This is a genomic window from Leifsonella bigeumensis (assembly GCF_039537265.1).
GTDB classification, from domain to species: domain Bacteria; phylum Actinomycetota; class Actinomycetes; order Actinomycetales; family Microbacteriaceae; genus Terrimesophilobacter; species Terrimesophilobacter bigeumensis.
In genome coordinates this window covers 174855-190425 of the sequence record NZ_BAABAE010000001.1, presented here as the reverse complement: position 1 = coordinate 190425, position 15571 = coordinate 174855, and the positions used below count along the sequence as shown (strand labels likewise).

At 67.8% G+C, this 15571-nt stretch carries 15 protein-coding genes; 10 read left to right on the top strand and 5 right to left on the bottom strand.

What is annotated here, in order from left to right; translation table 11 throughout:
• Positions 1-7: 7 nt before the first annotated feature.
• On the bottom strand, positions 8-670 hold the full coding sequence (locus tag ABD678_RS00965; RefSeq protein WP_344752798.1) for a maleylpyruvate isomerase N-terminal domain-containing protein: 663 nt from the start codon (positions 668-670) through the stop codon (positions 8-10).
• A 57-nt stretch (positions 671-727) separates the two neighbouring features.
• On the opposite strand from ABD678_RS00965, the gene ABD678_RS00960 reads away from it, so the two are divergent.
• The 3 genes from ABD678_RS00960 to ABD678_RS00950 all read left to right on the top strand — a co-directional run bounded on the left by ABD678_RS00960 (position 728) and on the right by ABD678_RS00950 (position 2687).
• Entirely contained in the window at positions 728-1369 is a 642-nt protein-coding gene (locus tag ABD678_RS00960; protein ID WP_344752796.1) for a GNAT family N-acetyltransferase, read from the top strand.
• Between the two features lie 61 nt (positions 1370-1430).
• Positions 1431-2363 (top strand): DMT family transporter, encoded by a 933-nt coding sequence (locus ABD678_RS00955; RefSeq protein ID WP_344752794.1) that lies wholly within the window; start codon positions 1431-1433, stop codon positions 2361-2363.
• Positions 2364-2372: 9 nt separating this feature from the next.
• Positions 2373-2687, top strand: coding sequence for a chorismate mutase (locus ABD678_RS00950; RefSeq protein ID WP_344752792.1), 315 nt, complete (start codon positions 2373-2375; stop codon positions 2685-2687).
• 82 nt (positions 2688-2769) lie between these two features.
• Here the strand turns inward: ABD678_RS00950 and ABD678_RS00945 are convergent, their stop codons facing one another.
• On the bottom strand, positions 2770-3798 hold the full coding sequence (locus tag ABD678_RS00945) for a hypothetical protein (protein WP_344752791.1): 1029 nt from the start codon (positions 3796-3798) through the stop codon (positions 2770-2772).
• Between the two features lie 103 nt (positions 3799-3901).
• Positions 3902-6175: a phosphoribosylformylglycinamidine synthase subunit PurL gene (gene purL, locus ABD678_RS00940; protein ID WP_344752789.1), complete on the bottom strand. Its 2274-nt coding sequence runs from the start codon at positions 6173-6175 to the stop codon at positions 3902-3904.
• Positions 6176-6469: 294 nt separating this feature from the next.
• Between purL and ABD678_RS00935 the strand changes: the two genes are divergently transcribed.
• The 6 genes from ABD678_RS00935 to ABD678_RS00910 all read left to right on the top strand — a co-directional run bounded on the left by ABD678_RS00935 (position 6470) and on the right by ABD678_RS00910 (position 12395).
• A complete protein-coding gene (locus ABD678_RS00935; protein ID WP_344752788.1) occupies positions 6470-7252 on the top strand; it encodes an ABC transporter ATP-binding protein in 783 nt (260 codons plus the stop codon).
• A complete protein-coding gene (locus ABD678_RS00930) occupies positions 7245-8060 on the top strand; it encodes an ABC transporter permease (RefSeq protein ID WP_344752786.1) in 816 nt (271 codons plus the stop codon). Before ABD678_RS00935 ends, ABD678_RS00930 begins: the two co-directional genes overlap by 8 nt.
• 47 nt (positions 8061-8107) lie before the next feature.
• A complete protein-coding gene (locus ABD678_RS00925; protein WP_344752785.1) occupies positions 8108-9154 on the top strand; it encodes an ABC transporter substrate-binding protein in 1047 nt (348 codons plus the stop codon).
• 61 nt (positions 9155-9215) lie between these two features.
• Positions 9216-10406, top strand: a complete 1191-nt coding sequence (locus ABD678_RS00920; RefSeq protein ID WP_344752783.1) for a M24 family metallopeptidase — start codon at positions 9216-9218, stop codon at positions 10404-10406.
• 61 nt (positions 10407-10467) lie between these two features.
• Entirely contained in the window at positions 10468-11463 is a 996-nt protein-coding gene (locus ABD678_RS00915; protein WP_344752782.1) for an LLM class flavin-dependent oxidoreductase, read from the top strand.
• Positions 11464-11465: 2 nt separating this feature from the next.
• Positions 11466-12395, top strand: a complete 930-nt coding sequence (locus ABD678_RS00910) for an LLM class flavin-dependent oxidoreductase (protein ID WP_344752780.1) — start codon at positions 11466-11468, stop codon at positions 12393-12395.
• Here ABD678_RS00910 and fgd read toward each other — a convergent pair.
• Positions 12392-13405: a glucose-6-phosphate dehydrogenase (coenzyme-F420) gene (gene fgd / locus ABD678_RS00905; RefSeq protein ID WP_344752779.1), complete on the bottom strand. Its 1014-nt coding sequence runs from the start codon at positions 13403-13405 to the stop codon at positions 12392-12394. The genes ABD678_RS00910 and fgd overlap by 4 nt on opposite strands.
• Positions 13398-13838 (bottom strand): VOC family protein, encoded by a 441-nt coding sequence (locus tag ABD678_RS00900; protein WP_344752777.1) that lies wholly within the window; start codon positions 13836-13838, stop codon positions 13398-13400. Before ABD678_RS00900 ends, fgd begins: the two co-directional genes overlap by 8 nt.
• 180 nt (positions 13839-14018) lie before the next feature.
• Here ABD678_RS00900 and ABD678_RS00895 point away from each other — a divergent pair, with 180 nt between their 5' ends.
• The gene (locus ABD678_RS00895) at positions 14019-15563 is read left to right on the top strand and encodes a PucR family transcriptional regulator (protein ID WP_344752775.1); all 1545 of its coding nucleotides are present in this window, start codon (positions 14019-14021) and stop codon (positions 15561-15563) included.
• Positions 15564-15571: the final 8 nt, after the last annotated feature.

The window sequence follows — 15571 nt, the reverse complement described above, 5'->3', positions numbered from 1 at the left end:
CGGGCGTTCAGACCACGCTGAAGCCTTCGGGCAACGGACCGCGCCCGGTGGCCGCGAGAAGAAGCGCATCGCCCCGGCCGCTGCGCGCGGCAGCCCGGGCAGCGAGGCCCCCCGCCTCCTCGAGCGCTCGCACCGGGATCGCATGCGGGATGCCGGTCGCCCGGGAGAGGTCGATGGTGTGCACGACCAACTCGAACACCCGCGTTCGCAGGTACTCCGCGAGCGGTATCGTGCGCCCTCCAACCACGGAAACGATCCGATCGACCGGCTGGGTTGCGAGCGTCACAAGGGTGCGATCGAGCGTCTCGGTAAGGGAACCGACCGGATCGTCGCCGAGCGCCTCGCCCGCCGCGGTTCCCCGCGCCGCGACCGCCTCGTGGTCGGCGCCGGCGCCGGCGAGGTCCAGAAGGTAGGTCTCGGCATCCGGGCAGCCGGACCCATCGGATGGGGACGCGCCACCAGGCAGCACGCCGTCGGGCGGACCGGCGGCGAGGTATTCGCCCACCGTGATGATCGCGCGCGAGGTGTGGCCGGCGAGCCCGCGAACGGTCCACACGCCGAGCCCCGGGCGCTCCCACTGGCCCGGTTCATCCGTCTCACGATCCCGGATGCCGGCGAGCACCTGGAGGAAGGCGCGGGCGGCGCTCTCGAAGATCACGGTGTTCGTCATGTCACCATCGTGTCACCGGTGTGCGGTGCGAGTGGCCTCCGGTGCCAGAATCGACTGGTGACCGCCACGCGACCCGAGCCCGCCGTTCTGGCCGGCGACTACATCCGTCTCGAGCCGGCCGAGGACCACCACCTCCTAGCACTGTTCGAGGCGATCGCGCAGCCTGCGGTGTTCGAGTACGGCTTCGGGGGAGGGCCCTCGGCACTGCCGGTGGACATCCAGGAGTTCCGGGACTGGTTCGCCCGCACGCATCCGTCGACCAACAACATCTTCGTCGTCGTGCTCGTGGGCGGGCCGCGCGACGGTCAGGTTGTCGGCACGACGAGCCTCGGCGACTTCGATGAGCATCGGGAGGCGACCCACATCGGCTGGACCGGCTACGACCCGCGGGTGTGGGGGACCGCCGTCAACCCCGAGGCGAAGCTGCTCCTGCTGCAGTACGCCTTCGACGCCGGGTTCGGGCGGGTGAAGATCCAGACGGATGTGCTCAACGAGCGCTCGCGGGCGGCCATTGCCGGCATCGGCGCGACGTTCGAGGGCGTCGTGCGCCGCGAGCAGCCGCGCGCCGACGGAACCTGGCGGGACACCGCTATGTTCTCGATCGTCATCGAGGAGTGGCCGCGGGTGCGCGCGGGTCTCGAGGCGCGACTCGCCGGCTTCGGCGGCCGGCCCGTGCTGTTCCGGACGCCGCGCGCGTGAGAAGCGCGTCCGGGTCGCTTGGGGCGGCATCCGTGTCGGTCGTCACGGGTAGTGTCGGCCTGTGAACGAGAAACTCGCGGGAATCGGAAAGTACGGCGCCCTGCTCCAGTTCGTCGCGATGGGTCTCGTCTGGGGAGCGAGCTTCCTCTTCATGAAGGTCGCCCTCGACGGCGTCTCCTTCACCCAGATCGCCTGGTCGCGCGAGATCCTCGGCGCGCTGACCCTCGGCATCGTCATGATCATCGGCAGGCACCGCCTTCCGCGAGACGGAGTCGTCTGGTTGCACTTCGTCGTCATCGCCTTGACGAACTGCGTCATCCCGCACACCTTGTTCGCCTGGGCCGAGCAGCACGTCTCGTCGGGGCTCGCCGCCATCTACAACTCGATCACCCCGATCGCAACGGCGATTCTCGCAGCCGTCGCGTTCCGGGTGGAGAAGCTGGTTCGCGGCCAGATCGTCGGCGTGCTCCTCGGCGTGGCCGGCGTGCTCGTGATCATCGCGCCATGGCAGTACTCCGACCTGAGCGGCGACCTGTGGGGGCAGCTGGCCTGCATCGCCGCCGCCGTCTCCTACGGGGTCGCGATCAGCTACATGCGCAAGTTCGTGAGTCCGCGCCCGATCAGCGGAACGACCGTGGCCTTCATGCAGATCGGGACCTCGGCGGCCATCATGCTCCTCCTCACGCCGATCCTCGCCGTCGGCCCGGTCGATCTGAGCTTCCCGGTCGTCGCGAGCCTCGTGCTGCTCGGAGCGCTCGGAACCGGCCTGGCCTACATCTGGAACATCGGGGTGCTGCGCGCCTGGGGGCCGACCAATGTGTCGACCGTCACCTACCTCATCCCGATCGTCGCGGTCGTGCTCGGATTCCTCGTGCTCGGCGAGACGCTCTCCTGGAACGAACCGCTCGGAGCTGTGCTCGTGCTCGTCGGCATCCTGTTCACGCAGCAGCGCCTCAAACTCCGCGGGGGCACCGCGATGGCGCCTGGGCAGTAACCTCGTACCATGCCAGACCACGAGAGTGATCACGACGAGAAGGTCCGCGCCGAGCTTGACGGCATCCGTCTCAGCATCGACAACATCGACGCCGCGCTCACCCACCTGCTCGCCGAGCGGTTCCGGTTCACGCAGCAGGTGGGCCGGCTCAAGGCCGCGCACGGGATGCCCGCTTCCGACCCCGAGCGGGAGAAGGTGCAGCTCGCGCGGCTCCGTGCGCTCGCCGCCGAGAGCCACCTAGACCCTGCGTTCGCCGAGAAGTGGTTCAACTTCGTGGTGGCCGAGGTCATCCATCACCACGAGCAGATCGCCAAATCCTCCTGACGCGCCCCCGCCCTCCGTTTGTGCGCACTTTTGGTCGCTCTAGCTGAGTCCATTGCGACGAAAAGTGCGCACAAGCGGGAGGCTATGGGCGCCAACCCTGAGCGAGAAGAGCGGCGCGGACGTGATGGACCGCGACCTGAGCGTTCGCTCCGAGCATGCCCTTGTGGATGCGGACGACATACCAACCGTCCTCGACAGCCTCCGAGAGCCTGTCGATGTCGCGTTCGAACTGGCGGGAGTCGTCACGATGGCGCCAGCCGTCGTACTCGACCAGGACGCGAAGCTGCGGGTACACCAGATCGCCCAGACGCAGCTCCACCCCGAAGCGATTGAGCACCGGATGATTGATGAGCGGCTCCGGAAGTCCGGCGCGCACGATGACCAGGCGGAGTTCGGTCTCCTTCGGGGAATCGGTGCGGGCACGCGCGAGCGGTAGCGCGGCACGGAGCTGCTTGGCTCCATGCCGCCCGGTGTGGGCGCGGGCGGCGCGAGACAGCTCCGCGAGCGTGGCCACCGGATGCTGGCGCTCCATGAGTTGGTCGGCGATGACCACGGTCTGGTCCAGGGACAGGGAGCTCGCCAGCATGCACCAGGTGTCCAGCGGCGCCGTTGTCACCAGATCGTCGACCGTGGCGAGTTCGACACGGCCTTCCGGCATGAGGTGGCCGCGCACTCCTCGCGTGCGGGGCCGATATCCCGGAGCCGCAGTGGCCACGTGGAGGGTGAGGTCGGTCGCGAGGCGTGAGGGCAGGTAGAAGCCATGGATGTGGGCCGCCGTCGCGTGGCTGAAGACGACTCTGCCGGACATCCTGCGTCGATAGCTCCGCGCGCGGGCGAGCACGAGTTCGCGAACTCGGGTCCAGTATTCGGGATCGTCGGGCCCGGCGGGAAGGTCCCTGAGAAGGAGAGTGTCATCGCCGCCGAGCGGTGAACGTACGCCGGTGAACGGGGTCGAGAGGTCGCTTCGACGAAGCCGTTCGCGGCTGACCCCCGCGGCCATCGCCTCGGCGACGGATATGGCGCGGCCGGAGAGTTCCTTCGGAAGGGGGGGCGGGTCTGCGCATCCGTCGATCGTTGCGCATCCAGCGCGTGTATCGAGCGCTCTCTCCACAGGCCTCGTTTGTGCGCACTTTTGGTCGGAATCCGCCTTGTCGGAGCGACCAAAAGTGCGCACAAACGGAGGGGGTCAGGGGGAGGGGGGGTGAGGAGGGGGGTCAGGAGAAGGAGGCGGGGAGCGTGCCAGTGTGGGCGGCGCGCAGCTCGTCCAGGTCGAGCGTGAAGACATCCTGGATCTCGAGGGCCGGCGCGAGCTTGTCGGTCACGCCGATGCGCAGCACCGGGTAGCCCCGCCCCTCGCACAGCCCCTGGAACTTCACATCGTCCTCGCGCGGCACGCTCACGATCACGCGACCCGTCGACTCGCTGAACAGCGCCGTCGCGACATCCACGCCATCGCGATGCAGGATGTCGCCGAGCCAGACCCGGGCGCCGACGCCGAACCGCAGGACGCTCTCCGCGAGCGCCTGGGCGAGCCCGCCGTCGGCGAGGTCGTGCGCGGAGGCGATGAGCGACTCCTGCGCGCCGGCCGCGAGCAGTGCCGCGAGCTTCTTCTCCCGTGCGAGGTCGACCGCGGGCGGCCGCCCGCCGAGGTGGTCGTGGATCGTTCCGGCCCAGGCCGAGCCGTCCAACTCCTCGGATGTCGTCCCGAGCAGGTAGATGTTGTTGCCTTCGTCCTGCCAGCCGCTCGGGATGCGTGCTGCGACATCCGGGATCACCCCGAGCACCGCGACGACCGGCGTCGGGTGGATCGGCACGTCGCCGGTCTGGTTGTAGAAGCTCACGTTGCCGCCGGTCACCGGGATCTCGAGCTCCAGGCATCCGTCGGAGAGACCCTCGACGGCCCGCGAGAACTGCCACATGACCTCGGGGTTCTCCGGGGAGCCGAAGTTGAGGCAGTCGGACACGGCGGCCGGCACGGCGCCGGTGACCGCGACGTTGCGGTAGGCCTCCGCGAGGGCGAGGCGGGCGCCCTGATACGGGTCGAGCTGGGCGTAGCGACCGTTCGCATCCGCGGCGATCGCGAAGCCGAGCCCGCTGTTCTCGTCGACGCGCACCATGCCGCCGTCATCCGGGAAGCTGAGCGCCGTGTTGCCGCCGACGTAGCGGTCGTACTGGTCGGTGATCCAGGACTTCGAGGCGAGATTCGGCGAGCCGAGCAGTTGCAGGAACTGCTCGCGCAGCGCAGCAGGCTCGTTCGAGCGCGGCAGCGCGGATGCCGAATCGGCCTGCAGCGCGTCGATCCAGGCCGGGTAGGCCACGGGTCGCTCGTACACCGGTCCGTCGATCGCGACGGTGCGCGGTTCGACGTCGACGATCTCCTCGCCGTGCCAGTGGATGACGAGCCGCCCGGTGTCGGTGACCTCGCCCAGCACGCTCGTCTCGACATCCCATTTCGCGGTGACGGCGAGGAACGCCTCGAGCTTGTCGGGCCGCACGATCGCCATCATGCGCTCCTGGCTCTCGCTCATCAGGATCTCTTCGGCGGTCAGTGACGGGTCGCGCAGAAGCACCTTGTCGAGCTCGATGAACATCCCGCCGTCGCCGTTCGAGGCGAGCTCGCTCGTGGCGCAGCTGATTCCGGCCGCACCGAGATCCTGGATGCCCTCGACGAGATCGCCGGCGAACAGCTCGAGGCAGCATTCGATGAGCACCTTCTCGGCGAAGGGGTCGCCGACCTGCACAGCCGGGCGCTTGGTCGGCCCGCCCTCGGCGAAGGTATCCGAGGCCAGGATGCTCGCCCCGCCGATGCCGTCACCGCCGGTGCGCGCGCCGAACAGCACGACCTTGTTCCCGACGCCGCGGGCGTTCGCGAGGTGCAGGTCCTCGTGGCGCAGTACGCCGACGGCGAGCGCGTTCACGAGCGGGTTGTCCTGGTAGCAGGCGTCGAAGTAGGTCTCGCCGCCGATGTTCGGCAGGCCGAGGCAGTTGCCGTAGAAGCTGATCCCGGAGACGACGCCGTGCACGACGCGGGCGGTGTCCGGATGGTCGATGGCACCGAACCGAAGCTGGTCCATGACGGCGACCGGCCGTGCCCCCATCGAGATGATGTCGCGCACGATCCCGCCGACGCCGGTCGCGGCGCCCTGGAACGGCTCGATGAAGGATGGATGGTTGTGCGACTCGACCTTGAAGGTCACGGCCCAGCCCTCGCCGATGTCCACGACGCCGGCGTTCTCGCCGATGCCGACCATCAGCTTCTCGCGCATCTTCGGGGAGACCTTCTCGCCGAACTGGCGCAGGTAGACCTTGGAGCTCTTGTAGGAGCAGTGCTCGCTCCACATGACCGAGTACATCGCAAGCTCACCGCTCGTCGGTCGGCGCCCGAGAATCTCCCGGATGCGCGCGTACTCGTCGGGCTTCAGTCCGAGCGCCGCGTACGGCTGCTCGTGGTCGGGGGTCGCGATGGCGTTGGCGACGGAATCAGTCACAGCGGGAGAGCTCCAGTGGGTGGGGTTGAGCCGGACAGCTCAAGCCTAGCCGCGCGTGCCGCCGCCGCCGTTGCGCGGTGCGAACCCCTGATCGGGCATCCGATTTCGCCGATATCCGCACTGTCCACCGCCTTCCCCCGAATGTACGTGATGTCGATTGTTGGCTATCAGAACGCCCACATAGAGTTGCCGGAAGCAACCGGGCCACATCGACGTCCATGTTGAAGGGCAGTCGTTTTCCGGGGGTTCATGCGGGGCGTGACGATGACGTTCCACGGGCTTCGAAGGAGCAATATGACCGGCAAGAGCGGCGGCGCCGCGGTCCGGGTGAAGGATGTCAGCAAGACCTTCACCACACCGACGGGGCAGACCCATGCCGTGGATTCCGTGTCCTTCGATATTGCGGCAGGCAGCTTCGTGTCGATCATCGGTCCGTCGGGTTGCGGGAAGACGACCGTCGCCCGGATGATCGGCGACCTGCTGCCGCCGACGTCCGGTGAGATCCTGATCGACGGGGAGTCGCCTTCGATGGCTCGCGCCGGCCGCAAGTTCGGGTTCGTGTTCCAGCGACCGACGCTCGTGGAGTGGCGGTCGGTCCTCAGGAACGTCACGCTGCCTCTCGACGTGCTGGGCTGGTCGAAGCAGGACAAGGAGGACCGCGGCCGTGAGCTGCTCAAGCTCGTCGGCCTCGAGGATTTCGCCGACCACCGCCCCGACCAGATCTCGGGCGGGATGCAGCAGCGGGTCGCGATTGCGCGAGCGCTCTCCTACGACCCCGGCGTGCTCATCATGGACGAGCCGTTCGGCGCCCTCGACATGATCACGAGGGATCGGATGGGGTTCGAGCTGCTGCGCATCTGGGCCGAGTCGGGAAAGACCATCCTGTTCGTGACGCACAGTATCGAGGAAGCCGTTCTGCTGTCCGATCACGTGCTGTCGATGAGCCCGCGTCCGACATCCCTTCAGAAGTCGGTACTGATCGACCTCGAGCGCCCCCGCACCGTGCAGCACCGGACCGACTCCCGGTTCATCGCCGCCACGCAGGAACTGAGAGAAATGCTGGAGCCCCATGCCTAAGCAAACGCGCCTTCGCGCCACCGGTTCACCCCGGCTCCTCAGGGCCGTCAAGGGCAATATCCCCGCAGTGCTGTTCTACGCCGCCCTCATCGTGGCCTGGGAGATCGCCTACCTGGCCGGCGCGGTGCGGGCCTTCATCCTGCCCGGCCCGTCGCTGATCTGGCAGTCGATGGTCGACAACTGGGAGACGCTGCTGTCCAACGGCATCGTCACGGCGAGGGAGATCCTGCTCGGATTCGTGGTCGGGTCCCTGCTCGGCTTCGTGCTGGCGCTCGGGATCTTCTACTCGAAGATGCTGCGCAAGATCATCTATCCCGGCGCGGTCTTCCTCCAAACCGTCCCCAAGGTGGCACTCGCCCCACTGTTCATCATCTGGTTCGGCGTCGGGGAGAACGCCATCGTCGCGATCACGGCGCTCATCTGCCTCTTCCCTGTGCTCGTGAACACCGTGGTCGGCTTCGAGGGCGTCGACGTGAACCTGTTGGAGATGATGCACTCCGTCTCCGCGAACGGCTGGCAGAAGTTCCGCATGATCTATGTGCCGGCGAGCCTGCCGTCCATTGTCGCGGGCCTCGAGGTGGGCATGTCGCTCGCCGTCGTCGGTGCGATCGTCGGCGAGTTCGTCGGTGCTCGCGCCGGGCTCGGCTACCAGATCCTGATGGCGAACAGCCGTATCGCCACAGATGAGGTGTTCGCCGCCATCATCCTGATCTCGGTCCTGGGAATGATCTTCTACTTCGGCATCAGAGTGCTGGGTCGAATGATGGTCGGCACCCGGGCCAACAACCGCAGTCTGCGCGAGAGCTGATCGACGCGCCACCACAGTTATACCCCCCTACAAACAGAAGGAGAGTCATGTTGCATTCACGTGTTATTCGCACAGTCGCCGTCGCCGTTGCCGGCTTGGTCGCGGCGGTGTCTCTCGGCGCCTGCTCCAGTGGCGGCACCGACGTCCAGAAGGAGGACGGCCTCGACATAGTGACGATGCGTCACTCCTGGGTCCCCGACCAGCTCACGCTTCCGTATGAGTACGCCAAGGCCCAGGGTTTCTACGAGGATGAGGGCATCCAGCTGGTCGACCAGGCCGGCAACGGCGGCGCCACGTCGGTACAGCTGGTGGCCAACGGCGAGGTGATGTTCGGCACCGGGGAGAGCTCGCACCTGCTCTCCGCCCAGTCGAAGGGCATCAACGTCGTTTCCGTCATGCAGCAGTATCAGGAACAGCCCATGGCGGTCATCACGCTCAAGACCTCGGGCATCGACAGCTGGGAGGAACTCGAAGGGAAGTCGATCGGTGGCACCGTCGCAAGCTCCGGAACCGTCGGAATCCTGGCCGCGCTGAGCCTGAAGGGAATCGGGGAGAAGGACATCGACTTCGTCAACCTCAGCCCGGGAGCCCAGTACGCGGCTCTGCTCGAAGGCGACATCGACGCCGCCGGCACTTTCATCGGCAACCTCGCCGCATTCGACTTCTACGACGAGCTGAACATCCTGCCGCTCTCTGACGCCGGCTATGTCGCTCCGTCGACGACGCTGTTCACGAGCGAGGAGTTCCTTGAGAAGAACCCGGACCTCGTGGAGCGTTTCGTGCGCGCCACTCTTCGGGGCATGGTGGCGACTCTCGAGGACCCGAAGGCCGCCGCCGAGGCGATGGCGTCACGGATCGCCAACGTCAAGGCCCCGGCGCTGGAGGCGACGTTCCTCCTCGACCGGCAGTTCGTCGCTACGGCATTCACCGATGAGAACGGCCTCGGAATTCACAACGCGGACTCCTGGGCACAGCAGGCGGAGATGCTCTTCGAGCTCAAGCAGCTCGACACAAAGGTCGACTCGACGAAGAACTTCACGAACGAGTTCGTCGAGGCCACGCCGATCGAAGAGCGCACCTACAGCTCACGCTGACCGGACCGTCGCAGATCATCCAGGTGAGGCGCAGGCCTCGCCAGAAGCTAAGGAGCAATAAGTGGCATTCGCAGAGGAATACCGACTGAAGTGGACCGACTTCCCGCGGGACGAGTATGAACGGCGCACCCATCGTGCGCAGGAGCTCATGGCCGTCGATGGGCTGGATGTCGTGGTGCTGACCTCCCAGGAGAACGTCGAATACTTCTCCGGCTTTCAGACCGGACACTGGAATTCGAAGTCCTTCCCAACGGCTGCACTGGTGCTCCACCGCACGAAGGACCCCATCCTGGTCATCGCGCAGTTCTTCTCCGGCACAGCGTTCTCGACCACCTGGGTCGATCACCTGATGACGTTCAACGAGCCGCACGCCGCACCGCGCGAATACGCCAGGGTGCTGGTCGAGGCGGTTCGCACTCTGGGCGGCGCCACCGCGACGATCGGGTTCGAGCGCGGGAGCCACCTGCTTCCGAACTGGAACGTCGACGACTACCTGTATGTGATGAGCGAGCTCGCGCCGGGCGAGATCCGCAGTGCCGCCAATGTGATCTGGGGCACCAGGATGATCAAGTCGGAACGGGAGCTGGAGCGCATGCGCTGGCTCACCGCGATCACCGACGAGGCGATCACGGTGGCGCGCCGCGATCTGGCGCAGGGCCAGACGGAGGTCGAGGTCGGCACCAGGATCGCGACCGAGATGATGGCCCGTGGCGCGAACGGCACGTCGTTCCGCAACATCCGCGCCGGCAAGGATCGCTACCACTGCAGCGACTCCCTGCCCCAGGATCGCCCGTTCATCGACGGTGACCTGCTCATCATCGACATCGGCGCGAAGTTCAACACCTACGTGACGGATGTCGCGTACACGACCCACATCGGAAAGGCCACGTCGCGCCATCACGAGATCTATGACGTCGTGGTGCGAGCGCAGGCCGCTGCGGTGGCGAAGTGCCGCCCCGGCATCCCGGCGAAGGAGGTTTTCTTTGCCGCGGAATCGGTGATCAAGGAGTCCGGCCTGGTGAGCCTGGACATGATCGGCCACGGTATCGGCATGGACCTGCACGAGCCGGTCATGCTCACTCCGTACAACGATGAGCCATTGCAGGCCGGTATGGTTCTCGCGGTCGAGCCGTGGTTGTACGACTCGTCCGGCCTCGGTGTGTTCGCGCTCGAGGAGCACGTGCACGTGACCGATGACGTGCCGGAGATGCTGTCGTCCATCGAGCGCGACTCGCTCATGGAGATCGTGTAACGCTGCAAGTCGGGTGGGGGTGCGGCGCCGCCGCACCCCCACCCCCCACCGGGAGGTCCCCATGAGCACGCCACTGCTGAGCCTGCACCTGTCGAACCATGGTTCGGCCCGGGAGACGGTGGATTCCGTCGTCAGGGCGGAGCAGTCCGGGATCGAGCGCGTGTGGCTCTCCGAGGACCTCTTCTATCGCGGGGCCATCCCCATTGCGGCCGCGAGCCTGGTGTCGACGTCGCGGATCGGCATCGGCTTCGGCATCCTCGCGCCGCAGCACCGCCATCCGGCGTCTCTTGCCATGGACATCAGAACGTTGACCGACCTGTCGCCGGACCGGGTGACGGTCGGCCTGGGCGCCGGGGTCGCCGAGCGGGCCGCCCTCGTGGGCATGCCGGCCTCGCCGCCGCTGGCGATCGTGTCCGAGGCGGTGTCATCGCTGAGAACCCTGCTGGCCGGTGAGGTGCTCGACCAGGGTGGCGTGCTGCACGAGTCCGCCGGCCTCCGGCTCACCGGTGAGGTGTCCGGCGCCGTTCCGCCCATCTTCGTTGCCGCGGTGGGCCCGAAGGCGCTCGCGCAGGCCGGCGCCGGCATGGACGGCGTCATCCTCACGATGATGTGCTCTCGAGCGCACGCGAGCTGGGCGGCCGGGACGGTCGCCGAGGCTGCGGCCGCGGCCGCGCGTCCTGCGGTGCCCGTCGTCGCCTACCTTCCCATCGCGGTTGACGCAGACGGCGCTCTGGCCAAGCAGCGCATGCGCGGTGTGCTGGCCGACTTCATCGCCCGATGGTCGAAGGTCGGTTTCCTCTCCAAGCTGTTCACCGAGTGGAGCGACCTCGACGACGAGCGCATGCAGCGCATCGCCTCCGCCGTCGCGTCCGGCGACGACCTTCGCGACCTCGTACCGGATGATCTGGTCGACCAGTTCTGCATCGCCGGCTCCCCGGCGGAGTGCCGTGACCTCGTCGAGGAGTTCGGCAGGTCCGGGATAACCGAGATCGCGCTCGATCCGGGCGGGGACATCGCGGGCGCCCTGGAATTCGTCCGCGACACCACAGGGAGCTGACGATGGCATCGACCCGATTCGGCATTGCGCTTCCGCAGAGCGGGGCCTCCGGGGCCGCTCTGGTCGACGACACCGCAGAATTCGCCCGCGCCGCGGAAGGCTACGGTCTGGACAGCCTGTGGGTGCAGGAACAGACGATCGGGGCGGACCCGAGTCTCGAGCCGATCGTCAACCTGGCCTACGTCGCGGCGCTCACGAGCACGATCAGGCTGGGCACCGCCGCGATCATCGCTCCCGCCCGCAACCCCGTCGTTCTGGCGAAGCAGCTGGGCTCCCTGGACCGCCTGAGCCGGGGCAGGCTCATCGTCGGACTCGCGATCGGCGACATGCTCTCGCTGTACCGCGCATCCGGCGTCCCCGTCGAGGCCCGCGGTGAACGGCTCGACGAACTGGTGCGCGTGCTCAAGGGGCTGTGGACCACGGAGCGCTTCGACCACGAGAGCGCGTTCCGGAGCATCGTCGATGCTCCGATGGAGCCGAAGCCCGTCCAACGGCCGCATCCGCCGCTGTGGTTCGGCGGCAAGAGCCCTGGCGCCCTGGCGCGCGCCCTGCGCGAAGGGCAGGGCTGGGTCTCCGCCGGCGGCACGTCGATCGCCCGGTTCGCGGAACTCGTCCCATCGGTCGGCCTCGCGCTCGAGGGTCAGACGCGCGACTTCACGATTTCGAAGAAGGTCTACATCGCCGTCGAGGACGATCGGGAGACGGCCAGGCGCCGACTGGCGCGGTGGTTCGCGGTGCACTGGATCACCGGCGAGAACCCGGATGAGCTGGCGGCGTCCGTCGGCATCTCCGGCACCCCGCAGGACTGCGCCGAGGCGCTCGCCGCCCTGTCGGATCTCGGCCCGGACCTGATCATCCTGAACCCGGTGTACGACGAGCTCGACCAGCTCGCCAGGCTGGCGGAGTCCGTACTGCCCGCCCTGGGCCGCTAGCGGGTCTGCTGGCGCAGCCCCGGCAGGACTTCCGCGGAGAAGCTGCGCAGGAAACGCTCCTGATCCGCCCCCGGAGCGTGGAAGACCAGGTGGTTGAAGCCGAGCGCCTGGTATTCGCGGATGCGCGAGATCATCTCTGCAGGGTCATCGGAGACGATCCAGCGCGTCGCCGCGCGCTCGACGGGCAGTGCGTCCGCCAGTCGCTGCATCTCGATCGGGTCCTCGACGCCGGTCTTCTCGTCCGGGGTGAGCGCGAGCGCCGCCCAGTTGCGGGTGTCCTGCATGGCGCGGTCGCGGTCGCGATCGTACGAGACCTTCACCTCGAGCAGTGTGTCGACCGCGGCTCGCTCACGACCTTCCTTGTCGAGACCCTCCGCGAGGGCGGGCAGCAGCACATCGGTGTAGAGCTCCGGAGCCTTGCCGGATGTCGTGATGTAGCCGTCCGCGATCCTGCCGGCGAGACGAGTCGCCGCCGGGCCGGAGCCGCCGATGTAGAGCGGTACCGGCGTATCCGGCCGGTCGTACACGGTCGCATTCTCCGTGGAATAGTACGTGCCGTGGTGGGTCACCCGGTCCTCCACCCACAGCTGTTTGATGAGCAGGATGGCTTCCTTCAACCGGGCGAACCGCTCGGGCGATGGCGGCCAGTCGATCCCGAGCGGCACCTCGTTGAGAGACTCGCCGGTACCGACGCCCAGGATGATGCGCCCGGGGAACATGAGCCCGAGGGTCGCGAAGGCCTGCGCCACCACGGCGGGGTGGTAGCGGAACGTCGGAGTGAGTACCGACGTCCCGATGGCGATCCGCGACGTGCGGGCCCCGAGCGCACCGAGCCAGGGCAGGGCAGCGGGCGCATGCCCGTCGTCGTGACGCCACGGCTGAAAGTGGTCGGAGAGGAAGACCGAGTCGAACCCGAGCTCCTCGGCCAGCACGGAGAAGTCCAGCAGCGGGCCGGGAGCGAACTGCTCGGACGATGCCTTGTAGCCCAGGCGCAGGCGCGACTCAGACATCCGTGCCCTTCTGGTGCATCTCGAGCACCAGACCGCCGACCGCCCGAGTCTCGAAGTACGCGAAGCTGCCGCCGTCGGTGAGCTTGCCCTCCGAGATCACCTCGAACCCGGCCGCCGTCATGCGGGCGATCTCGGCCTGAAGGTCATCCGTGTAGGCGCACAGGTGCAGGGCGTGCTCGCCCTTCTCCTCGAGCGCCTGCTGCTGGATGCTGTCGCCGCTGACCGGCTGGAGGAGCTCGAACTCGACCGGCCCCATCTGCGCCAGCGCGCCGCGGACTACCGCATCGGTGGGCTTGCCGTTCACGCGGCGGTCGAATGCCGCCTGGGACGGTCCTTCGACGAAGGGGCCGATCCCCGCCTTCTCGAAGTGCTCCTTCGCGAGATCCAGGTCTTTGACGACCACCCCGATCTGGTAGGTACGGTCCCAGTTCATCCGATGTGCTCCGTCTCGTGTCGCTGCCGGGGGACAATTCCCTCTACCGTATGGGCGTGCCCTTCCCGCATCGATCACCGCTTCGTACAATCGCCCGCGACGGCACGCCGGGACGGATAGCGGCATGCCCGTCGCGTCCTGCGGGAGGTCTGCCATCGGGCACGCATGAGAAAATGGACCATGGTGACCCTTCGAGAGGTGCTGCGTTTCCCCGGTCTCGGCCTGTCGCTCCTGACCGGTGAGCACGCCCTGGACCGGGAGGTCCGCTGGGCGCACGTGAGCGAGCTGGACGATCCGACGCCCTGGCTGGAGGGCGGCGAGCTGCTGCTGACCACGGGCTTGAACGCCCAATGGGGCTATGACGGTGCGCTGGAGTACTGCCAGAGGCTTGCGCTCGCCGGCGTCTCCGCGCTGGGCGTCAGCACGGGGCCGAACGTGGCGCACGACTCGGTGCCGGACGAGCTCATCATGGCGGCGCGGGATGCCGACCTCGCGCTGGTCGACATCCCGAACCTGACGCCGCTGCAGTCGGTCGTCCGCGCGGTCGCGGATGCGATCAACTCGGAGCTGAACCTGCCGTTGCGCTCGACCGTCGAGATCCAGCGACAGCTCAGCGAGGCCGCCGCCTCCGGTGACGGCATCCTGGGTGTGTTCTCCCGGCTGCGGGAGTCCGCCGGACTGGACTGCGTCGCCTACGACACGCGACTGCAGCCGCTGACCCCCGAGGGGGATCCGCCGCAACCCCTCACGGGGGAGTTGCGACAGCAGATCAGGAAGCGCATTCTCGGTGAGGCGCGCGGCTCGATGTCGGTTCAGGAGGGCGGGGCCGCCCTCATCGTGCTGCCGCTCGGCACGGAGGGCACGTTGCGGGGGGTCCTGGTGGTCCGCCACAGCGCCGTGCTGAGTGCCCATCAACGCTCCATCCTGAAGATGTCGGTGCCGATTCTGAGCCTGCTGCTGGATCTTCGGCATGCGGCGGATGCGCCGGGGCGGCGCGCACGGCAGGCGGTCATCGAGGCACTGCTCAGTGGGAACGAGTCGCCGGAGCGGATCGCCGGAATGCTGCAGTCCGCCGGAATGTCGGCGACCACGGTTCAGGTGGTCCGCGCCAGGATGCGCTCCGGGCCGCAACGACGCGGTTTCGTCGCCGGGCTCGTGGAGCTCGCCGCCGACGTGCTCGTGCGCAACGAGGACGATCGGATGACCGCCATCCTGTGCGACCCGAAACCCGATGTCGTCGAGCGGCTGCGGGACCTGGTCGACGGGACGGATGTGCTCGAGGCCGGGCTCGGCAAGGAGGTGGATCCGCAGGATGCCGAACTGAGCTTCCAGGAGGCCACGCGGGCGCGGGAGGTCGCCCAGGCTCGCGGGGTCGCCTTCGTCGCACTGCCCGACTACCACACGCACGCCGCGCTCATGCTGCTCGGAGATCCGACCGAGCAGACCGCGTTCGCCGACTCCATCCTGCATCCCATCGACGCGCACGATCGGGCGAACAGCCGTCAACCCCTGCTGCCGGCGTTGCAGGCTTTCTTCGACGCGATCGGCAGCCTGGAGCTCGCCGCCGCGGAGCTCGGCATCCACCGGCACACCATGCGAGCCCGGCTGGCGAAGGTGAGTGAGATCAGTGGGCACGATCTGACGAGCGCGTCCGAGTATCTCGAGTTGTGGCTCGCCGTGGAGTTCCGCCGACTGCATGCCGCACGGGGTGCGCAACGCCCGTAGGCCTCGCG